20 protein-coding genes are annotated in these 21,292 nt (G+C 62.7%); 15 read left to right on the top strand and 5 right to left on the bottom strand.

The genetic code is table 11. The annotated features are described in order from the left end of the window. The first annotated feature begins 59 nt into the window (after positions 1-59). Entirely contained in the window at positions 60-983 is a 924-nt protein-coding gene (locus tag R4P65_RS21855; RefSeq protein ID WP_411742574.1) for a tRNA (adenine-N1)-methyltransferase, read from the top strand. 85 nt (positions 984-1,068) lie between these two features. Here R4P65_RS21855 and R4P65_RS21850 read toward each other — a convergent pair whose 3' ends face one another. Further along, positions 1,069-1,593 (bottom strand): hypothetical protein, encoded by a 525-nt coding sequence (locus tag R4P65_RS21850; protein WP_317828074.1) that lies wholly within the window; start codon positions 1,591-1,593, stop codon positions 1,069-1,071. A 195-nt stretch (positions 1,594-1,788) separates the two neighbouring features. On the opposite strand from R4P65_RS21850, the gene arc reads away from it, so the two are divergent. Continuing rightward, positions 1,789-3,564, top strand: a complete 1,776-nt coding sequence (arc, locus tag R4P65_RS21845) for a proteasome ATPase (RefSeq protein ID WP_003944870.1) — start codon at positions 1,789-1,791, stop codon at positions 3,562-3,564. A gap of 120 nt (positions 3,565-3,684) precedes the next feature. After that, entirely contained in the window at positions 3,685-4,362 is a 678-nt protein-coding gene (locus R4P65_RS21840) for a TIGR00266 family protein (RefSeq protein ID WP_317828073.1), read from the top strand. 35 nt (positions 4,363-4,397) lie between these two features. On the opposite strand, the gene R4P65_RS21835 is transcribed toward R4P65_RS21840, so the two are convergent. After that, positions 4,398-4,955, bottom strand: coding sequence for an NUDIX hydrolase (locus tag R4P65_RS21835; RefSeq protein ID WP_317828072.1), 558 nt, complete (start codon positions 4,953-4,955; stop codon positions 4,398-4,400). 58 nt (positions 4,956-5,013) lie between these two features. On the opposite strand from R4P65_RS21835, the gene dop reads away from it, so the two are divergent. The 4 genes from dop to prcA all read left to right on the top strand — a co-directional run bounded on the left by dop (position 5,014) and on the right by prcA (position 8,495). Continuing rightward, positions 5,014-6,513, top strand: coding sequence for a depupylase/deamidase Dop (gene dop / locus R4P65_RS21830; protein ID WP_019748516.1), 1,500 nt, complete (start codon positions 5,014-5,016; stop codon positions 6,511-6,513). A gap of 148 nt (positions 6,514-6,661) precedes the next feature. Then, positions 6,662-6,856, top strand: coding sequence for a ubiquitin-like protein Pup (locus R4P65_RS21825; RefSeq protein ID WP_003944925.1), 195 nt, complete (start codon positions 6,662-6,664; stop codon positions 6,854-6,856). Continuing rightward, positions 6,853-7,731, top strand: coding sequence for a proteasome subunit beta (gene prcB / locus R4P65_RS21820; protein WP_230815669.1), 879 nt, complete (start codon positions 6,853-6,855; stop codon positions 7,729-7,731). The genes R4P65_RS21825 and prcB overlap by 4 nt, the downstream gene beginning before the upstream one ends. Continuing rightward, the gene (prcA, locus tag R4P65_RS21815) at positions 7,728-8,495 is read left to right on the top strand and encodes a proteasome subunit alpha (RefSeq protein WP_230815668.1); all 768 of its coding nucleotides are present in this window, start codon (positions 7,728-7,730) and stop codon (positions 8,493-8,495) included. Before prcB ends, prcA begins: the two co-directional genes overlap by 4 nt. Before the next feature lie 38 nt (positions 8,496-8,533). On the opposite strand, the gene R4P65_RS21810 is transcribed toward prcA, so the two are convergent. Then, on the bottom strand, positions 8,534-9,952 hold the full coding sequence (locus R4P65_RS21810) for a phosphatase PAP2 family protein (protein WP_317828093.1): 1,419 nt from the start codon (positions 9,950-9,952) through the stop codon (positions 8,534-8,536). 144 nt (positions 9,953-10,096) lie between these two features. On the opposite strand from R4P65_RS21810, the gene pafA reads away from it, so the two are divergent. The 7 genes from pafA (at position 10,097) to R4P65_RS21775 (ending at position 18,705) form a co-directional block, all read left to right on the top strand. Then, positions 10,097-11,455 (top strand): Pup--protein ligase, encoded by a 1,359-nt coding sequence (gene pafA, locus R4P65_RS21805; RefSeq protein ID WP_230815667.1) that lies wholly within the window; start codon positions 10,097-10,099, stop codon positions 11,453-11,455. 110 nt (positions 11,456-11,565) lie between these two features. Further along, on the top strand, positions 11,566-12,576 hold the full coding sequence (locus tag R4P65_RS21800) for a YafY family protein (RefSeq protein ID WP_317828071.1): 1,011 nt from the start codon (positions 11,566-11,568) through the stop codon (positions 12,574-12,576). Continuing rightward, the gene (locus R4P65_RS21795) at positions 12,576-13,553 is read left to right on the top strand and encodes a helix-turn-helix transcriptional regulator (protein ID WP_230815665.1); all 978 of its coding nucleotides are present in this window, start codon (positions 12,576-12,578) and stop codon (positions 13,551-13,553) included. The genes R4P65_RS21800 and R4P65_RS21795 overlap by 1 nt, the downstream gene beginning before the upstream one ends. A 134-nt stretch (positions 13,554-13,687) precedes the next feature. Then, positions 13,688-13,963, top strand: a complete 276-nt coding sequence (gene tatA / locus R4P65_RS21790; RefSeq protein ID WP_003944836.1) for a Sec-independent protein translocase subunit TatA — start codon at positions 13,688-13,690, stop codon at positions 13,961-13,963. A gap of 73 nt (positions 13,964-14,036) precedes the next feature. Beyond that, positions 14,037-15,065, top strand: a complete 1,029-nt coding sequence (gene tatC / locus R4P65_RS21785) for a twin-arginine translocase subunit TatC (protein WP_317828070.1) — start codon at positions 14,037-14,039, stop codon at positions 15,063-15,065. Positions 15,066-15,113: 48 nt separating this feature from the next. Further along, positions 15,114-17,825: an RNA helicase gene (locus R4P65_RS21780; RefSeq protein ID WP_317828069.1), complete on the top strand. Its 2,712-nt coding sequence runs from the start codon at positions 15,114-15,116 to the stop codon at positions 17,823-17,825. Between the two features lie 52 nt (positions 17,826-17,877). Next, a complete protein-coding gene (locus R4P65_RS21775; protein WP_317828068.1) occupies positions 17,878-18,705 on the top strand; it encodes a DUF4333 domain-containing protein in 828 nt (275 codons plus the stop codon). Between the two features lie 4 nt (positions 18,706-18,709). On the opposite strand, the gene R4P65_RS21770 is transcribed toward R4P65_RS21775, so the two are convergent. Further along, positions 18,710-19,675, bottom strand: a complete 966-nt coding sequence (locus R4P65_RS21770) for a 5'-3' exonuclease (protein ID WP_317828067.1) — start codon at positions 19,673-19,675, stop codon at positions 18,710-18,712. Between the two features lie 37 nt (positions 19,676-19,712). Between R4P65_RS21770 and R4P65_RS21765 the strand changes: the two genes are divergently transcribed. Next, the gene (locus R4P65_RS21765; protein WP_317828066.1) at positions 19,713-20,849 is read left to right on the top strand and encodes a Xaa-Pro peptidase family protein; all 1,137 of its coding nucleotides are present in this window, start codon (positions 19,713-19,715) and stop codon (positions 20,847-20,849) included. Here the strand turns inward: R4P65_RS21765 and R4P65_RS21760 are convergent, their stop codons facing one another. After that, positions 20,850-21,275: a PPOX class F420-dependent oxidoreductase gene (locus R4P65_RS21760; protein WP_030536346.1), complete on the bottom strand. Its 426-nt coding sequence runs from the start codon at positions 21,273-21,275 to the stop codon at positions 20,850-20,852. Positions 21,276-21,292 lie beyond the last annotated feature (17 nt).

Below are 21,292 nucleotides of genomic sequence, written 5' to 3'. Positions count from 1 at the left end.
ATCTGCGCATGGCGAACGAGCTACAACCAGAAGAAGGCACGACCGAAGTGGATGAGGTTGTGCAGTCCGCTGTCGCCGAGATTCCCGAACAAGAGCTTCCAGAAGTTGACATCACTGCGCCGGGAAAGCGTCCTTCCGGGCCCTTCCGCGTCGGCGACCGAGTCCAGCTGACCGACGGCAAGGGACGCCACTACACGATCGTCCTCGAGGCGAACCGTGAGTACCACACCCACAAGGGCGGAATCGTTCACAACGACCTGATCGGTGCCGACGAGGGCAGCGTCGTCAAGTCGGTCAACGGCACGCCCTATCTTGCACTGCGCCCACTATTGGTCGACTACGTGCTCTCCATGCCGCGCGGTGCCCAGGTCATTTACCCGAAGGACGCGGCTCAGATCGTCCACGAGGGCGACGTGTTCCCCGGAGCGCGCGTGCTCGAAGCAGGAGCCGGCTCCGGTGCACTGACGTGTTCACTGCTGCGCGCTGTCGGTCCCGAGGGCAAGGTCATCTCCTACGAGGTCCGCGACGATCACGCCGAACACGCGGTCCGCAACGTCGAGACCTTCTTCGGGGAGCGTCCCCCGAACTGGGAACTGACCATCGCCGATCTCGCGGAGTTCGATCCGGAAGCGCACGGCGGCAAGGTCGATCGCGTCGTACTCGACATGCTGGCTCCGTGGGACGTCCTGCCCGCCGTCTCGAAGGCGCTCGTGCCTGGCGGCGTTCTGATCGTCTACGTCGCGACCGTTACTCAGCTCTCGAAGGTCGTCGAGGCGATGCGCGAGCAGGAATGCTGGACCGAGCCCCGGTCGTGGGAATCGATCGTGCGCGGGTGGCACGTCGTAGGTTTGGCAGTGCGCCCCGAACATCGGATGCAGGGTCACACCGCGTTCCTCGTGAGCGCTCGTCGTCTGGCCGAAGGAACTGTCACCCCTAAGCCCCAGCGGCGCGCGGGCAAGGGCTCGAATACCGCAGCCAAGTAATCACAGTCAAACAAATAGGAGCGGCGATCCGGTATCCGGATCGCCGCTCTTCGCCTTGCCTGAAACTTATGCGGTTGCCTGAACATTAGGCGGTGCAGGAAGCGCGGCCCATTTCCAGAAGAACGCAAGCCGAGGTGTCGGACAGCTTCCAGGAGCCGTCTTCGAGCTCCCAGGTCCACGGCTGTGCCGGAGCAGCGCCATGGGGGCTGACGACGGCGACGTCGGCGGTTGCGGTCTGACCGTCCACCTTGACGTTGTCCATGGTGAAGGTGATCGCGTAGGCCGGGTTACCGCCCAGCGCAGCACTCATCGTCTCGATGTTGGCCTGACGCTTCGTTCCGTCGACTACCAGAGTGGTCTTCTCCTCGATCGGCTTGGCCGGATCGATCAGAGCGACGAGCGAAGCGTTGAGTTCGTCGGCTGTCGGAGCTGCAGCGGCAGCCGCGGCTGACGTCGTGGCGGAAGCCGAGGCCTTGGCCGTGGTGCTCGAGGCGGCGGCGGAGGTCGAGCTGGCAGCCGTCGAATCCTTGTTGTCGTCCGAGCTGCATGCACCCATGGTCAGGACGGCAGCGACGGCACAAGCGCTGATGAGAGTCTTGCGGATGATCACAGCGATACCTTTCGTTGTAAAGAGAGACAGGCGCTGTCTCCATCTTGTAGGCAAGGCTAACATGACCAAAATCTGGCTCGAGACCAGTCGGCGCGGTCCCCGTGCGGGTGTGAATTCGCACTCGCGCACCGTGTCTGGCGACAGTTGGGGCCTTATGCCGGTAGCGTTGATGGATCGCACTGGGAGGAGACGCACATGAGCTCGACAGAGAACCCGGATTCGGTTGCGGCAGCAGAAGAACTCCACGCGCTACGAGTGGAAGCACAGGTACTGCGCCGACAACTCGCACAATCGCCGGAGCAGGTGCGTGAGCTGGAGTCGAAGGTGGACTCGCTGTCCATCCGAAACAGCAAGCTGATGGACACCCTCAAGGAGGCCCGTCAGCAGCTCATCGCACTTCGTGAAGAAGTCGACAGACTCGGTCAGCCGCCGAGCGGTTACGGAGTCCTTCTCTCGGTACACGAGGACAAGACCGTCGATGTGTTCACGTCCGGTCGCAAGATGCGATTGACGTGCTCACCGAACATCGACACGGACACCCTTGCCCTCGGACAGACGGTTCGCCTCAACGAGGCACTCACCATCGTCGAGGCGGGCACCTACGAGCAGGTCGGCGAGATCAGCACGCTCCGTGAGGTACTCGACGACGGACTGCGCGCGCTGGTGGTCGGGCATGCCGACGAAGAGCGCATCGTCTGGCTCGCAGCACCGTTGGCGGCCGTCTTCGCCGATCCCGAAGCCGACATCATCGCGTACGACGCCGATTCTCCGACCAGAAAACTGCGTCCCGGTGACTCGTTGCTCGTCGACACCAAGGCCGGATACGCCTTCGAGCGCATCCCGAAGGCCGAGGTCGAGGATCTGGTTCTCGAGGAAGTTCCGGATGTTCACTACGACGACATCGGTGGTCTCGGTCGTCAGATCGAGCAGATCCGTGACGCCGTCGAGCTTCCGTTCCTGCACAAGGACCTGTTCCACGAGTACTCACTGCGACCGCCGAAGGGTGTACTGCTCTACGGTCCGCCCGGTTGCGGTAAGACGCTCATCGCCAAGGCAGTCGCCAACTCGTTGGCCAAGAAGATCGCCGAAGCTCGCGGTCAGGACAGCAAGGACGCCAAGTCCTACTTCCTGAACATCAAAGGCCCGGAACTGCTGAACAAGTTCGTCGGCGAGACCGAGCGTCACATTCGGATGATTTTCCAGCGTGCTCGCGAGAAGGCGTCCGAGGGCACTCCGGTGATCGTCTTCTTCGACGAGATGGACTCGATCTTCCGTACTCGTGGTTCGGGAGTCTCCTCCGACGTGGAGACTACGGTCGTTCCACAGTTGCTCAGCGAGATCGACGGCGTGGAAGGGCTCGAGAACGTCATCGTCATCGGTGCGTCCAACCGTGAGGACATGATCGACCCGGCCATCCTGCGTCCGGGCCGACTGGACGTGAAGATCAAGATCGAGCGTCCCGACGCGGAATCTGCTCAGGACATCTTCTCGAAGTACCTGGTGGACGGTCTGCCGATCAATGCGGACGACCTAGCCGAGTTCGGTGGAGATCGCACTGCATGCTTGAAGGCGATGATCGTTCGCGTCGTCGATCGCATGTACGCGGAGAGCGAAGAGAATCGTTTCCTCGAGGTCACGTACGCCAACGGTGACAAGGAAGTTCTGTTCTTCAAGGACTTCAACTCGGGTGCGATGATCCAGAACATCGTCGACCGCGCCAAGAAGTACGCGATCAAGTCGGTACTCGACACCGGTGCTCCGGGTCTGCGTGTGCAGCACCTCTTCGATTCCATCGTCGACGAGTTCGCCGAGAACGAGGATCTGCCCAACACCACCAATCCTGATGACTGGGCACGTATTTCGGGCAAGAAGGGGGAGCGGATCGTCTACATCCGCACTCTCGTCACGGGCAAGAACGCCAGTGCAAGCCGCGCGATCGACACGGAGTCGAACACGGGCCAGTACCTGTAGCGAAAAACGAACACCGATCGGGCCGGCCACTCCTCGAGAGTCGTCGGCCCGATCGGTGTGTCGCTGCTGTTCCCTTTGCTGCGATTGGACCGGTCGGTCGCGCTGGTTTAGAGTCCCGCCGTGCAGATACATCTTCGACACAATCCGTCGTCCACTGTCGCTCGCTGCTACCTCGCGCCCGGCGAACCGCTGCGCGTGGAGAGCGGGGCAATGCTCGCGCATTCCGCCGGCATAGTTCTCGAAGCGAAGGCGCAGGGCGGCGTCCTGCAGGGACTCAAGCGGTCGATGCTCAGTGGAGAATCATTTTTCGTCACGACGTATACTGCTCCGCCGCAAGGTGGTTGGGTCGATGTGACGGGCGTTCTTCCCGGCGATCTGATCCCACTGACCATCACGTCCGATCGCCCGTTCTTCCTCAACCGTGGAACATGGTTGGCCAACTCTTACGGCGTCACGGTCGAGTCCAAATGGGGAGGCATGTCCAACCTCTTCGGTGGTGAGGGCGGATTCGGCCTGCGGGCAAGTGGCGACGGTGAGGTAGTCCTGGCCGTCTACGGCGCGATCGACGTCATCGACTTGCAGCCGGGCGAGACAATTACGATCGATACCGGTCACGTGGTCGCCTACGACCTCGGGATGAACTTCAACATGCGGCGCGCCGTTCAGGGACGCACCATTCAGTCGATGAAGTCCGGCGAAGGATTTGTCTTCGACTTCACCGGCCCCGGACGCGTTCTCGCGCAGACCCGCAACCCCAGTGCGTTCGCGGCGTGGCTCTCGGCGATCACCCCGGGCTGATCACAGTCCCAGTGGTGTTCAAACTCCAGTGGTGTTCAGCTCCAGCAATAGTCGGCCAGCAGCGCGCGTGAGTCCGGAACGAACGGCCACGACGGATCCTGCAGGTGGGCGCCGAGTTCTTTCGGCGTCCACCACCAACCTTCGGCGATCTCGCTGGTTTGATGTGCCATCGGCCCGTCGTATCTGAGTTCGAACGCGAACAGGTGACAGCGCAACGGAGAGTTCTCCCACTCACCGTCCCAGGATTTTCGAGCGATCTCCGTCAGTTGGAGCGGCTGATCTGTCGTTCCGAAGATTCCGAGCTCTTCACCGACTTCACGGATCGCAGTTTCCTGCGGCGTCTCACCTGGATCCACGACACCGCCGGCAAGACAGTCGTGATAACCCCCGAACACCGCTTTCGTGTCGGTTCGCCGATGAACGTAGATGCGAGAGCCGTCCCCGGTGCGAACCAGGACGCCCGCGCTCGCGTGCCAGAGCCCACCCGAGTAGACGACGGAACGCGTTGCTCGGCCGATCGGATTACCCGTCCGGTCGTACACGGCGACTACCTCGTCCGCGGGATTCAGGTCTGCGGTGAGAGGTTGGTGCATTCCTCCAACTGTGCCACGCCTGTAGGCGCCGCGCCGCAATCACATAGGCTCTTGTGTCATGCAGCGGATCATCGGTGTCGAGGTCGAATACGGAATATCTTCACCCAGTGAGCCGTCGGCGAATCCGATTCTCACTTCAACCCAGGCGGTGCTTGCCTACGCCGCCGCAGCGGGCGTGCCACGGGCCAAGCGCACACGCTGGGATTACGAGGTCGAATCTCCGCTGCGAGATGCCCGAGGCTTCGATCTGGGGCGAATGAGCGGTCCTGCACCGGTGATCGACGCGGACGAGATCGGCGCCGCGAACATGATTCTCACCAACGGGGCTCGGTTGTACGTCGACCATGCACATCCGGAGTACTCGGCGCCCGAGGTCGCCGACCCGCTCGATGCCGTGATCTGGGACAAGGCCGGCGAACGCGTCATGGAAGCGGCTGCGCGGCACGCATCCAGCGTGCCGGGTGCGCCACGGCTACAGCTGTACAAGAACAACGTCGACGGCAAAGGTGCCTCGTACGGCACGCACGAGAATTACCTGTGCTCGCGCGACACCCCGTTCGCCTCGATCGTGACCGGCTTGACGCCGTTCTTCGCGTCCCGGCAGGTGATCTGCGGTTCCGGTCGTGTGGGTCTCGGTCAGTCCGGCGACGAGGCCGGATTCCAGCTTTCGCAGCGATCCGACTACATCGAGGTCGAAGTCGGCCTCGAGACCACGCTCAAGCGCGGAATCATCAACACCCGCGACGAACCGCACGCGGATGCGGACAAGTACCGCCGTCTGCACGTCATCATCGGCGACGCGAACCTCGCGGAGATGTCGACATACCTCAAGGTGGGAACAACGGCGCTGGTACTCGACCTGATCGAGGCAGGTGTCGACCTCACCGATCTGCAACTGGCACGTCCGGTCACCGCCGTCCACCACATCAGCCACGACCCGACTCTGCGCAAGACCGTAGCGCTGGCCGACGGTCGGGAACTGACAGGGCTTGCGCTGCAACGTATTTACCTCGAACGTGTCTCGAAGTTCCTCGATCGCGAGGCCGATCGTGACCCGCGAGCGGACGATATCGTCGCCAAGTGGGCGATGGTTCTCGATCTCCTCGAGCGCGATCCCATGGAGTGCGCGAACATCCTCGACTGGCCGGCCAAACTTCGTCTGCTCGAAGGTTTCCGCAATCGTGAGGGGCTCGCGTGGTCGGCGCCGCGGTTGCATCTGGTGGATCTGCAGTACTCCGACGTGCGGCTCGACAAGGGGCTGTACAACCGCCTGGTTGCTCGCGGCTCCATGGAGCGGCTTGTCACTGAACAGCAGGTTCTCGACGCGGTCACGAACCCTCCCACCGACACTCGCGCATACTTCCGGGGCGAGTGCTTACGCCGATTCGGTGCCGATATTGCCGCCGCGAGCTGGGATTCGGTCATCTTCGATCTCGGCGGCGAGTCGTTGATCCGCATCCCCACCCTCGAGCCGCTTCGAGGTACCAAAGCGCACGTCGGAGCGTTGCTCGACTCCGTCGACAGCGCCGCGGAATTGGTTGATCAGCTCACTCACTGAAATCAGCCGATGCGGCTCGCCGTCGCGTCTCTCCACACCTGACGGTGCCGCTCGGTAGGGTGAAGGTCCGAGCGGGATCAGTTACCGACTCTGCTGGGCCGAACAGGATGCTCGCGAGAGCTCCCTTCACACAAGGAGGTCGACGGCGATGGCTCAAGAACAGACGCAGCGTGCCGGTGGCGGCGAAGACGACGAAACCACTGGTGGCGACGGCAGTGCCGGCCAGGAACGTCGCGAGAAGCTCGCTGCAGAAACCGACGACCTGCTCGACGAGATCGACGACGTGTTGGAAGAGAACGCCGAGGACTTCGTCCGTGCCTATGTCCAGAAGGGCGGCCAGTGACGGTGGATCGCGCGCCCCGGATCACGGACGGGGACACACGGTTGAGCTTCGGCTCGAATTTGTCGTCATTCTCGGAATACCTTCGGGTGCATGCACCGGAGCATCTTCCGCAGAACCGCTTCGCCGACACAGGAGGTGTTGTCATGGGCGGGGGAGACGTAGCTCCGCACGGCACCACCATCGTCGCGATCAGCTATGCGGGTGGTGTTCTGCTCGCGGGTGATCGTAGAGCGACGATGGGCAATCTCATCGCCAGCCGTGACGTGCAGAAGGTGTACGTCACGGACGACTACTCGGCTGCGGGTATCGCTGGTACGGCCGGGATTGCAATCGAACTGGTCCGGCTCTTCGCAGTCGAACTCGAACATTACGAGAAGATCGAAGGCGTCCCACTCACGTTCGACGGCAAGGCCAATCGACTCTCGTCGATGGTTCGAGGGAATCTCGGAGCAGCGATGCAGGGATTGGCGGTTGTACCGCTGCTGGTGGGTTACGACTTGGACGCCGTCGATCCGTCAACGGCCGGCCGGATCGTCTCCTACGACGTCGTCGGTGGGCGATACGAGGAGCGCGCTGGATATCACGCAGTCGGGTCGGGTTCCCTGTTCGCAAAATCGGCGCTCAAGAAACTGTATTCGCCGGGAATCGACGAGGACACTGCGCTTCGGTTTGCAGTCGAAGCGCTGTACGACGCAGCAGATGACGATTCGGCTACCGGTGGTCCCGATCTGACACGCGGGATCTATCCGACAGCGGTCACCATCACCTCCGCCGGCGCGGTGGAGTTGTCGACAACGCGGGCTGCCGAGATCGCCAGGGAGATTGTCGCGGCTCGCACTGCGACCGCGAGTCCGGAAGGGGAGTCTGCGCTATGACGATGCCGTACTATGCATCAGCCGAACAGATCATGCGCGATCGTTCGGAATTGGCGCGCAAGGGAATTGCCCGCGGACGCAGCGTCGTCGTTCTCACCTACCGCGACGGAGTTCTCTTTGTCGCTGAGAATCCGTCGCGGGCGCTGCACAAGGTCAGCGAACTGTACGACCGTCTCGGATTTGCTGCAGTGGGCAAGTACAACGAGTTCGAGAATCTGCGCCGCGCGGGCATCGTGCACGCGGACATGCGCGGGTACTCGTACGACCGTCGGGATGTCACGGGGCGTTCCCTCGCCAACGCGTACGCGCAGACCTTGGGAACGATCTTCACCGAGCAACCCAAGCCGTACGAGGTCGAGATCTGCGTTGCCGAGATCGGCCGTTTCGGAAGCAGTACGCCGGCTCAGCTCTACCGGATCACGTACGACGGTTCCATCGCGGACGAGCAGGAATTCGTCGTCATGGGCGGTACAACCGAACCGATCGTGACGGCGATGCGTGAGTCGTACCAGCGAGACCTCGACCTGGAATCCGCAGTGCGGATCGCGGTAGGGGCGCTTCAAAAGGGTGGCCCGGCGCCGGCCGGAACCACTGAGGCGGAACCGCGAACACTCGATGTGAGTGCGCTCGAGGTTGCCGTCCTCGACAGCAACCGTCCACGCCGCGCGTTCAAACGGATCGCTGGAACGGTTTTGGAAGAGATGCTTCCAGCTCCGGCACCAGCTGAGGATGCGCCGCCGGCAAACGGCGACGCACCCTCGTAGTTACTGCGTAGGTCTGGGAGTTACTGCAGGTCTGGGAGTTACTGTGTGATTCTGTAGACGGCCACCGTGCCCGGTTCGGTGTCGAAATCGAACCGGCGCGCGTCTGCCACCACTTCACCGTCGGTGGCGATGGCTACCGGTGAATCGGCCACTCGAACCGACATCGAGGAGACGAGTTCGCGGACGTAGACCCGCGAGCTGCCCAATGTGCCTGTGGCAGCCGCAAACAGAAGGCGTGAGCGCGAGAATTTCTTGTCCGCGCGCAGGTAGCGGACGTCGAGTAGTCCACGGTTCATCTCCGGACGCGACATCGGCACCTGATCAGCGGGGGAGTATCGCCCGTTTCCGACGAACAGCATCCAGATGGTGCTCCGCTTCCCGTCGATTGTGACAGTCATCGGCTCCGCCGCTGCGAGAACCCGGATCATTGCGGCGCCCGCGGCCGGCCACTTACCGAACCGCGGTTCCCACTTCTCCCGCAGTCGCACGGCGTCCGGGTATCCGCCGAGGCTGGCTGTGTTGAGAAACCGTGCAGTCACTCCGGAATCGGTGCGCACCAGCGCGTGGTCGACAAATGCGGCCTGCCCTGACTCGACTGCCTGTGCGGTCTCCTCTACGTTCACCGCCCCGACGTCGCGGGCGAAGTGGTTCAAGGTTCCGCCGGGAAAAACCGCAAGGGGTAGTTCGTGTTTTGTTGCCGCGGTCGCGACCGTGACGACTGTTCCGTCGCCCCCGCATACTCCCAACGCTTTCGGCGAGAGTTCGGGGATCTTGGCGTCGATCTGCATGTCGAAGTCGATGTCGGCGTCGAATTCGTAGATGATCGCTGCCGGTAGTGATTCTCGAATCGATTCGACGATCCCGTCGTCCTCGGAGCCTGAACCCGGATTGGTGAAGACCAGCAAGCCTTCTCCTCGAGGGAGCGCGGGGACTACGCACTCGGGTCCGAGTTGGGCGGGCTCTTCGTCGCGCACCGCCCACCAACGTCGTGTGCCGGCAGCAATAGCGCCGCCAACCGCGAGGCCGGCGAATACATCGGACGGCCAGTGCACTCCGTTGTGAACGCGTGAGTACGCGACCGCTGCGGCCAGTGGTGCTAGGGCCGCGCCTGCCGCCGGGGATTCCATGGCCACTGCCGCGGTGAATGCCGCTGCTGATGACGAATGTCCGGAGGGGAACGAGGACGAGGTCGGAATGTCGACGCCTCGCTTCGGGCTGAGCCAGACGCGTGCCGGTGGGCGCCGCCGGGGGAAGAGGGGCTTGAGTATGCCGTTGGCCAGCGCGCTCGAACCGGCAAGTGCGAGCATCCCACGTGCCGCTGCCCTCCTGGGGCGGCCACCGATCATCGCGAGCAAGGCGGCGACAACCATCCATAAAACGCCGTGATCGGCGGCTCTGGAGAGAAACCGCATGGTCGGATCGAGCACGGACGGGCGCAGTGCTCCAGTACTTTCCATGACTTTGACGTCGCTTCGGACAACTTTTCGGCGAATAGGGCTCACACCGTCACACTATGCCGCCGCCCGACGTTGTCGAGTCGTGACTTACGACGCGATCGAAGTACACGGGTGAACCTCGCATTCTGGTTGTACTGTCGAAGTGTGCAGAGACGAATCATGGGTATCGAGACGGAATTCGGCGTTACCTGCACCTTTCACGGGCACAGGCGACTGAGCCCCGACGAGGTTGCTCGTTACCTCTTCCGTCGTGTCGTGTCGTGGGGTCGCAGCTCCAACGTCTTCCTCCGCAACGGAGCCCGCTTGTACCTGGATGTGGGTTCGCACCCGGAGTACGCGACGGCCGAGTGCGACAGCCTCATCCAGTTGGTCAATCACGACCGAGCTGGTGAGCGTGTGCTCGAAGAACTGCTGATCGACGCCGAGGCGAGACTTGCCGAGGAGGGGATCGGTGGCGACATCTACCTCTTCAAGAACAACACCGACTCGGCCGGAAACTCGTACGGATGCCACGAGAACTTTCTCGTCGCGCGCGCCGGTGAGTTCTCCCGGATTTCGGATGTCTTGTTGCCGTTCCTCGTCACGCGCCAGTTGATCTGCGGCGCCGGCAAGGTGCTGCAGACGCCGAAGGCCGCGACGTTCTGCCTCTCACAGCGTGCGGAACACATCTGGGAAGGTGTCTCGTCGGCGACCACTCGTTCGCGTCCGATCATCAACACCCGCGACGAACCGCATGCGGACGCCGAGAAGTACCGCCGTCTGCACGTGATCGTCGGCGATTCGAACATGGCCGAAACTACGACGATGCTCAAGGTCGGTTCTGCAGCGCTCGTGCTCGAAATGATCGAGGCCGGAGTTTCGTTCCGCGATTTCGCCTTGGACAACCCGATTCGTGCGATCCGCGAGGTCAGCCACGACGTGACCGGCAAGAAGCCTGTCCGCCTCGCTGGTGGTCGTCAGGCCAGTGCTCTCGATATTCAGCGCGAGTACCACTCCAAGGCAGTCGAACATCTGCGTAACCGCGAACCGGACCCGCAGGTCGAGCAGGTTGTCGATCTCTGGGGTCGTACCCTCGACGCCGTCGAGGCTCAGGATTTCGCGAAGGTCGACACGGAGATCGATTGGGTCATCAAGCGCAAGCTGTTCCAGCGCTACCAGGACCGTCACGGCTTCGATCTGTCCGATCCCAAGATCGCGCAGCTCGACTTGGCCTACCACGACATCAAACGTGGCCGCGGCGTCTTCGACGTGCTGCAGCGCAAAGGCTTGGTCAAGCGGGTCACCGAGGACGAGACGATCGACGAGGCCGTCGAGAATCCGCCGCAGACCACCCGCGCCAAGTTGCGTGGCGATTTCATCACCGCAGCCCAGGCAGCCGGCCGGGACTTCACGGTCGACTGGGTTCACCTCAAGCTCAACGATCAGGCGCAAAGGACTGTGCTCTGCAAGGATCCGTTCCGTTCTGTCGACGAGCGTGTCGAGCGTTTGATCGCTTCGATGTAGGTCACTCATTTTCACGATGTACAAGACGGCAGGTCTGTTTTGCGGCGACGCGCCGGGCACGAAAGTGTCCGGCGCGCGTTCGGTTATCGGATAGCCACTAGGATTTCGGCGTGGCGACATCAAAAATCGAGCGGTTGATGAACCTGGTGATCGCATTGCTGTCCACCAGACAGTTCCTCACGGCGGAGAAAATCCGCGACAGTGTGGCCGGGTACAACGATTCCGCGAACTACGAGGCGTTCAGTCGCATGTTCGAGCGCGACAAGAACGAACTTCGTGACCTGGGTGTCCCTTTGGAAACCGGTCTGGCAGGACGGTTCTCGACGGTCGAGGGGTACCGGATCAATCGCAATGCCTACGAGCTTCCGGACGTGGATCTCACCAGCGAGGAATCTGCTGCCGTCGCCGTCGCAGTGCAGTTGTGGGAATCTCCGGAACTAATTTCGGCAGCCCAGAGCGCGCTACTCAAACTCCGAGCGGCCGGCGTGCAGGTCGACGCAGAAGTCAGTGCCGCACCGGTTACTGCGATTCCCGCGCGCACCCGCGGTTCGGAGCCCGCCCTCGGAAAGCTGCTTGCAGCAGTCGACGCCGGCCGAGCAGTTCATTTTCAGCACCGCGGCGCATTGAACGAACCGTTCATCGAGCGCACTGTGGAACCGTGGGGCGTCGTCACTCACAACGGCAAGTGGTACCTGGTTGGGCACGACGTCGACCGTGATGCGGTGAGAACCTTCAGGCTCTCCCGGATCGGTGACGACGTCAGGGAGTGCGGGCCCGCCGGATCGGTCCACAAGCCCGAGGGTGTCGATCTTCGCGAGGTCGTCGACCGGGTGACCGGGTCGGGCGTGGTGACCGGGACCGCTACGGTGTGGGTCGCAGACGGTCGCGCACACGAGCTTCGCCGGCTTGCGACGTCGTCGTCCGATCGGCGGTTGACCGATCGCGACGGCAGCGTGCTGTCCATTCCCGTCCGATCCTGGGAGTGGACCGCTCGGTTGATCGCCGGACACGGGGTGGATGCACTGGTGTTGGACCCACCGGATTTGCGTGCGGAGGTCGTCGCGAAGCTGCGCGCCGCGGCGAGCCCAATCGCCGGCAATGACGGACAGGGGGAGAACTGATGAGCAATCGACTGTCATCTCGGTTGGCGCGGCTGCTCAACCTCGTGCCGTACTTCATCGCGAATCCGGGCATCAGTCCCGCCGAGGCTGCCGAGGAACTCGGTGTCAGCACCACTCAACTGATGACCGACCTCAATCAGCTGTGGGTCTGTGGACTGCCCGGGTACGGTCCGGGCGATCTCATCGACTTGTCCTTCTCCGAGGAAAGCATCGAGGTCACGTTCTCGGCCGGAATCGATCGTCCGTTGCGCCTCACCTCCACGGAAGCGACTGCATTACTGATCGCGCTTCGGTCATTGGTGGAAATGCCGGGGATGGTCGATCCGTCTTCGGCCCAGCGCGCTATCGCGAAGATCGAGGACGCAGCAGGCTCGGCCGCGGCGCGAGCCGTCGGCCAAGATCGCAGTACTTCGCCGGCTCCGGATATCGCCGAAGACCCGATCGCCGCGACGGTCAGGGCCGCGCTCGCTGACAAGACCGCCCTTCGATTGACGTATTACTCGGCCTCGCGAGACGCGGTCTCGGAGCGCATCGTCGATCCCGTTCGCATCGTGTTGGTCGACAACTACAGCTACCTCCAGGCCTGGTGTCGCCAGGCCGAGGGCGTGCGGTTGTTCAGATTCGATCGGATCGACGCCGCCGTCCAACTCGACGAACCTGCCGATCCTCCGCCACAAGCCCTCGAGGAGGATTCGAATCTCGAGTTGTTCAGCGGCGACGGTTCGCTTCCGGAAGCTCGGTTGTTCATCACCAAAGAGTGGGTGTGGATGCTCGACTACTACCCGATGGATGTCGTGCACGTGAACGACGACGGGTCGGTCGAGGCGACGATGAGTTTCGGAACTCTCGAATGGATGGCAAGGCTGGTCCTCGGGTTCGGTGAGGGTGTTCGGGTCCTGCATCCGCCGGAACTGGTGTCCGAAGTACACGATCGGGCCGTTGCGGCACTCGACGCGTACGACGTAATCGGTTCGTAAAACTTCGGGAAACTTCACCCTCAGTGAGTTCGCAGGAAACAAACAGGTAAAAGGTAGCTGAAGTAAGTGCTTTGACACCTCCGGGCGCCGGTTGTGTCCGGTAGCATCGAGGAATCTGATCATGGGAGGTCGTTATGGGTGCAATGCAGCCGATGCATTGGCTGATTGTCGCTGTTGTCGTCGTAATTCTGTTCGGGTCGAAGAAGCTTCCCGATGCAGCACGCGGTTTGGGTCGTTCCCTCCGCATCTTCAAGAGCGAAGTCAAGGAAATGCAGAACGACGATGCGGCGCCCGCAAGCGCGCCGGTCGCACAGCCTGCTCCGGCACAGTTGCCGACGGCCAACACCGCGGTGGTCGCAAACGGTGCAGCAGCACCTGTTGCGCAGCCGACCGAAGTCAAGCCGCTCTAGTACACACTGCGTTCTAGCCGGGGTGAAATATCCGTTCACCCCGGTTGTCTGCTGACCAAGACCAGGATGCACAGTGCGTATTCCGTTAGACCCGCGTAACCGCAAGCGGAAGGTCAATCCAGACGGCACCATGTCGTTGGTCGACCACCTGTACGAATTGCGGACTCGTTTGTTGTTCGCATTCCTCGGTGTGATCATCACCACGGCGTTCGGCTTCTTCTGGTACTCACACTCGATACTCGGTCTCGAGAGCCTGGGCGATCTGCTTCGCGGACCGTATTGCGAGCTTCCGTCCGAGAGTCGCGCCAACCTCAGCACCGACGACGCGTGCCGATTGCTGGCGACCGGGCCGTTCGAGCAGTTCATGTTGCGATTCAAAGTGGCGCTCACCGCCGGTATCGTCCTTGCCTGCCCGGTGTGGCTGTACCAACTGTGGGCATTCATCACCCCGGGCCTCTATGCAAAGGAACGTCGATACGCGGTCGGATTCGTCACCGCCGGTGCTGCCCTGTTCATTCTCGGCGCGATCTTGGCGTACCTCGTCGTGGCAAAGGCTTTGCACTTCCTCCTGACCATCGGCGACAACGTCCAGATCACCGCGCTCAGTGGTTCGGAGTACTTCGGCTTCATCATCAATCTGCTGCTTATCTTCGGTGTCAGCTTCGAGATTCCGTTGCTCGTGGTCGTACTGAACTTTGCCGGCATTCTGACGTACGAGCGTTTGAAGGCCTGGCGTCGAGGGTTGATCTTCGGGCTGTTCGTTTTTGCCGCAGTTGCTACGCCGGGTTCGGATCCGTTCTCGATGCTGGCGCTCGCATTGGCACTGACGCTTCTCTTCGAGGTCGCGGTCCAGATCGCTCGCCTCAACGACAAACGTAAGGCCAAGCGATCCGGTGAAGACTGGGGCGCAATCTCCGACGAGGAAGCTTCCTCCATCTCGGCTCCGTCCGATCTGAACGAGGCCTTCGACAATCCGACCAAACCCAAGGCCGAACCGAGTGGATTGTTCGGACGTAAGTCCAAGCCCAAAGCTCCGGCCGCGAAGAAATCCGACACCGCCGGCGACAACGCACCAGGCCAGGATTTCACTGACACTCTCTGAGCGCCGTGCCACCACGTCGGCGGCGTGTGAAACCCTGACGAGGTGGTTATGAACAAGAGCGAACTGAGCACATTTGCGTCCAGCCTGAAGTTCGAACTCGATCCATTCCAGGTGAAGGCATGCGTTGCGCTCGAAGCGGGCCACGGTGTCCTTGTCTGCGCACCAACCGGCGCAGGCAAGACCGTGGTCGGCGAGTTCGCTGTCCACCTGGCTCTTGCGGCCGGCCGCAAGTGTTTCTACACGACGCCGATCAAGGCGTTGAGCAATCAGAAGTACGCCGAACTCGTCGAGCGCTACGGCCCCAGCGAAGTCGGCCTACTGACGGGTGATTCGAGCATCAACTCCGACGCACCGGTGGTCGTCATGACCACCGAAGTGCTGCGGAACATGCTCTACGCCAACTCCGAGGCCCTGCGTGGGCTTTCGCACGTCGTCATGGACGAAGTGCATTACCTGGCTGACCGGTTCCGCGGGGCGGTGTGGGAGGAAGTGATCCTGCACCTGTCCGAGGATGTTCGGCTGGTGAGCTTGTCGGCGACCGTGAGCAACGCCGAAGAGTTCGGCGCCTGGATGGAAACCGTCCGCGGCGATACCACCGTGGTCGTGGACGAGACGCGGCCGATCCCGCTGTGGCAGCACATCATGGTCGGTCGACGGATCTTCGATCTCTTCGACAGTCGAAGTCATCCTTCGGCTGGGCCGAAGACAGTACTCGTGGACCAGGATCTGGTTCGCCACGTCAAGCAGCGTCAGGCGCTCGAACGCGTCGAGAGCTGGCAGCCGCGTGGCCGCGGACGGCGTGGCAGCTACCAGAGTTCCAACGATTTCCGGCCCTTGCCGCGACCTGAGGTCATCGCTCAGCTCGATCAGTCCGGACTGCTCCCGGCGATCACTTTCATCTTCAGCCGCGCCGGTTGTGATGCGGCTCTTGCGCAGTGCCTGCGGTCCAGACTCGATCTCACCTCGCCGGAGCAGGTCCGCGAGATCGACACCATCATCGAGAAACACACCGGGGAACTACCCGAGGAAGATCTCGAAGTCCTCGGGTATCGGGACTGGTGCAAGGCACTGCGACGCGGACTGGCATCCCATCACGCTGGCATGCTGCCGGCATTCCGGCAGACAGTCGAGGAACTGTTCGTCAAGGGTCTCGTGCGAGCGGTTTTCGCGACCGAGACGTTGGCCCTCGGTATCAACATGCCGGCACGCACGGTGGTGCTCGAACGCTTGGTCAAGTACAACGGTGAGTCACACGCCGAACTGACACCGGGCGAGTACACGCAGCTGACCGGCCGAGCCGGCCGACGCGGTATCGACGTCGAAGGACACGCTGTGGTCCTGTGGCAGCCCGGGGTCGAGCCGACGGATGTCGCCGGTTTGGCGTCGACGCGGACGTTCCCGCTCCGCAGTTCGTTCCGCCCCTCGTACAACATGTCGATCAACCTCGTCGAGCGCATGGGAGCGGCCGATTCACGCAAGCTGCTCGAGCGTTCCTTTGCACAGTTCCAAGCGGACCGCTCAGTGGTCGGCCTGGTGCGTGGCATCGAGCGGAACGAAGAAGCACTGAAGGGTTTGCAGGAGAAACTCGGTGGTGCAGACGGCGAGTACTTCGAATACGCGTCGTTGCGTGAGCGGCTCAGTGCGCGCGAGCGGGCGCTCGAACGTAAGGGCCGCGAGGATCGCCGCGAAGATGCGGTGGAGTCTCTCCGTGCACTCGCCCGCGGCGACGTGATCGCGATTCCCATCGGTCGTCATTCCGGAGTGGCAGTGGTCCTCGTCCCGGACAACGATCCGAAAGACCCCCGTCCGCTGGTTCTGACTGCCGATCAGTGGGCCGGCCGACTCTCCTCGAGCGATTTTCCGGAAGCAGCCGAGGCTCTGGGAAAGATGCGCCTGCCCAAGCATGTCGATCACCACACCGCCCGGATTCGGCGCGATCTGGCCTCGGCGTTGCGTAGCACCGGAATCAGCGTCCCTCGGCGGAAGAAGCGTCACAAGGCGGGCGCGTCCGAAGACGCCGAGGTCGCTACTTTGCGACGCGCTATTCGCTCGCATCCGTGCCACAGCTGGCCCGATCGCGAACATCTGAGCCGGATCGGTGAGCGCTACAACCGATTGGCCCGCGAAACACAGGCGATGAGGGAAAAGGCCGCGGCCACCACCAACTCGTTGGCGCGCACGTTCGACCGAATCATCGCGCTACTCAAAGAGCGTGAGTACATGACTGCCGAAGCAGCGCCCGAAGTCACCGAATCCGGACGACGACTCAGTCGCATCTATTCGGAAAGCGACCTTCTGGTCGCCGAGTGCCTGCGGACCGGTGCGTGGACAGGTCTCAGCCCGGCCGAACTGGCGGCAGTCGTGTCCTCGGTGGTCTACGAATCACGTCGAGACGGCGACACGGTCGATCGGGTGCCGACAGCGGCACTTCGTCACGCGCTCAACGACACTCAACGACTGTGGAGCGAATTGCGGTCGGACGAGATTCGCCACAAGCTGCCGCCGACGCGCGAACCCGATCTGGGATTCGTCACTGCCGTTTACCACTGGGCTAGTGAAAATTCGCTGGTCGACGCTCTGATCGCAGCCGGAGTGCAAGGCCGCGCGCTGTCTGCGGGTGATTTTGTCCGGTGGTGTCGTCAGGTGATCGATCTCCTCGATCAGGTCCGACTGACATCGACGGATGCCGACGTGGCGAAGACCGCGGCGCGGGCGGTAGCTGCGATTCGTCGCGGGGTAGTTGCTGTCGACGCAGCATGACCGCAACTATGTGGTTTGATTCGCAGACTGGTATTTCGAGTGGGAGGCGAACATGAGCGGGCCTTACGGACCGAACGATCCGAATCGGCAATGGGGTCCTGGTGATCAGCAGCAGCCGAACGAGCAGCAGTGGGGGCAGAATCCTCAGCAGCCGGGTGGTCAACAGCAGCCTGGTCAGCAGCCCGGCCAGCAACAGCCGTGGGGTCAGCCTGGTCAAACACAGCAGCCTGGTCAGCAGCCCGGCCAGCAACAGCCGTGGGGCCAACCTGCCTACGGCCAGCCGGGTGGTCAGCCTGCATACGGTCAGCCGCAGCAGCCTGGACAAGGACAACCCGGCCAGCAGCAGCAGCCGTGGGGACAACCCCAGCAGCAGCCTCCCGCTCAGCCGTGGGGTCAGCCCGGGCAACAGCAGGCACCGGATGCAACCCAGGCATGGGGTCAGCCTCCTGCTGCCGCGCCCCAGCAGGCGTGGGGCGCCGCGGCTCCCGGCCAAGCTCCGGGACAACAGAATCAGTGGAACCAGGCTCAGCCGTTCCCGAGCCCCGGTGCGCCCGGAAACCAGGCAGGTAAGTCGAAGAAGCCCCTGATCTTCGGTGCGATCGGCGTTCTCGTTGTTCTGGCGGCTGTCGTGGTTGCCCTGGTGGTCGGTGTATTCGGCAAGAACACACTCGATCAGAGCGCGGCTCAGGCCGGCGTCGAGAAAATCGTCACCGAGTCCTACGGGGCAAAGAACGTGAGCAATGTTCAGTGCCCCGCGGACCAGGAAGTCAAGTCAGGCAACAAGTTCACTTGCACGCTCTCGATCGCGGGCGTTAAGTCGAACGTGACAGTGACGTTTGTCGACGACAACGGCACGTACGAGGTCAGCCGCCCGAGCTGACGCACTACTGGTCGGAACGGCCTGCCGCCGCCGCCTTCAGCGCGGCGGCAAGCCGGCCGGCCGAGCGTTCGATGTTCAGCGAAGCGGCCACTTCGTCGAAGCGTGCGGGATCGATGGGGGTCGCCGGGAGTCGGTCGTCCTTCGAGAACTGAACGTCCGCGTCGCGAACGACTCGTACCACCGGCAACGCAGCGTCGAGGTATGCCATTGCCTCTGGTGAGGTGAGTTTTGCGCGAATTCCCTTGGCCATATCCGATTCGGGGTCAGCCGCGGCCGCGCGAAGTCCGGCCAGCGAGCCGTAGCGGAGCATCAGCGTCGACGCAGTCTTCTCGCCGACACCCTTGATGCCGGGTAGACCGTCGGAGGCGTCTCCGCGCAGTACCGCGAGTTCGGCGTATGCCTCGCCCGCACGGTCACCGGGTACCCCATACTTCTCGGCGACCTCGACCGGTCCGAACAGTTCCGCCTTGGACAAACCGCGGCCCACGTAGAGGACACGAACGGGCACGTACTCGTCGGTGACGACCTGCAGTAGATCGCGGTCACCACTGACGACGACGGTGAGATCTTCGCGCTCGGTGGCGGCAAGCGTTCCCAGCACGTCGTCGGCTTCGAGTCCGACAGCACCCGCCGTCGCGATACCCGCTGCTGCGAGTACGTCCATGATCATGTCGACCTGAGGTGTCAACGTGTCCGGAACTTCTTCGGACGAACCGTCAGATCCTTCTTCGACGCGATGCGCTTTGTACGTCGGGACGGCGTCGACGCGAAACTGCGGTCGCCAATCCAAGTCCAGGCATACGGCGAGACGACTCGGCTGGTGTTTGGTGATCAGGGACGCCACCATGTCGGTGAAACCGCGCACCGCGTTGACTGGTCTTCCGTCGGGGTCGACGAATGACTCGGGCAGCGCGTAGAACGCACGAAACCACAGGCTGGCACCGTCGAGGAGAAGCAATGGCCCACTCATGGTCACCATCCTGCCAGTCGGCACTAACCTGTAAGCCATGACGTCTCCAGCCGAACAGGATTCCCGATTCTCCAGCGCCGTGTACGGCGCACGTATCGCTCGCGCCGCGGAGTTGGCTCGATCAGCAGGACTCGACGGTCTGGTGGTGACTCCCGGTCCGGATCTGCGGTACCTGACAGGTTCTCGGGCTGACTCGTTCGAGCGCTTGACCGCGTTGGTCATCGCCGCAGACACGGCGAAGGCGTCCGTCGTACTTCCTCGGTTGGAGTTGGCGTCGCTGAAGGAATCGGCAGTGGGCGACCTCGGGTTGACCGTCCTCGACTGGGTCGACGGTGTCGACCCGTATGCGATTGTGGCGGCTCAACTCCCGGCCGGCGCCAAGGTTGCGGTGACGGACGCGATGCCCGCGCTGCATCTGATCCCGCTCGCAGACACCTTGGGCGCGTTGCCGATCCTCGCCACCGGCGTCTTGCGCGAATTACGGATGGTCAAGGACGACGCCGAAATCGAGGCGTTGCGAAGGGCCGGTGCGGCGATCGACCGGGTTCACGCCCGCATGGCCGAGTTCTTGATCGTCGGCCGTACGGAAGCCGAAGTGGGCGAGGCGATTTCGGCGGCGATCCTCGAAGAGGGCCACACCGAGGCTGCGTTTGTGATCGTCGGATCGGGCCCGCACGGTGCCGACCCGCACCACGAGGTCTCGGACCGGGTGATCGAGAGCGGCGATGTCGTGGTGATCGACATCGGCGGACCGGTCGAGCCCGGGTACAACTCGGACTCCACCCGTACGTACAGCATGGGGCAGCCGTCCGCGGAGGTTGCAGCACAGTTCGCGGTACTCGAGGCGGCGCAACAGGCTGCTGTCGATTCGGTGCGGCCAGGTGTATCCGCAGAATCCGTGGACATTGCCGCCCGTGAAGTTCTTGCCGCACAGGGGCTTGCGGAGGTGTTCGTTCACCGCACCGGTCACGGTATCGGGCTGTCCGTGCACGAGGAGCCGTACATCGTCGAGGGCAACACCATCGAACTCGTCGAAGGTATGGCCTTCAGTATCGAACCGGGAATCTACTTCCGCGGCAATTGGGGCGCCCGTATCGAGGACATCGTCGTCGTGACTGCGGACGGTTGCGAGTCGTTCAACAACCGTCCGCACGGCCTGACTGTCCTCGGCTGATCAGCTTTCCTTGAACGCCGCGGACCCGAGTATGCGTGTGACGTCGATTTCGATGACCACGCGCGCAGGGTTGACCCGTGGCTGGCGGTACCGCTCGGCATAACGCCGAACGGCGTCGGCCACGGAGTCCGCGTCGGTGAGCACGCGTGCCGGCCCCTCGAGCGTGAGCCAGCGGCCGCCGTCGACCGAACTGACTGCGGCGTATCCACCGCGCGCTGCGTTGATCGCCTTCTGTGAGCCACCGCTAGTGATCACGCGTGCCTTTCCGGCTTCCTGGTCCCAGGTGAATCCGACGGCCACAACGTGTGGGGTGCCGTTCGGACGCAACGTCGTGAGTGTCGCGAGGTGGTATTCACCGACGAACTTCAGTCCGTCTTCGGTGAGAGTCTGCTGCGACGATGGCGTGGTGGAGGGGGTGAGCGTCATGCCACGACGGTAATCCA

Source organism: Rhodococcus sp. IEGM 1318 (assembly GCF_033142465.1).
Taxonomy (GTDB): domain Bacteria; phylum Actinomycetota; class Actinomycetes; order Mycobacteriales; family Mycobacteriaceae; genus Rhodococcus_F; species Rhodococcus_F qingshengii_B.
The sequence above is the reverse complement of the archived record's forward strand: the minus strand, read 5'-3'. Positions and strand labels throughout refer to the sequence as shown.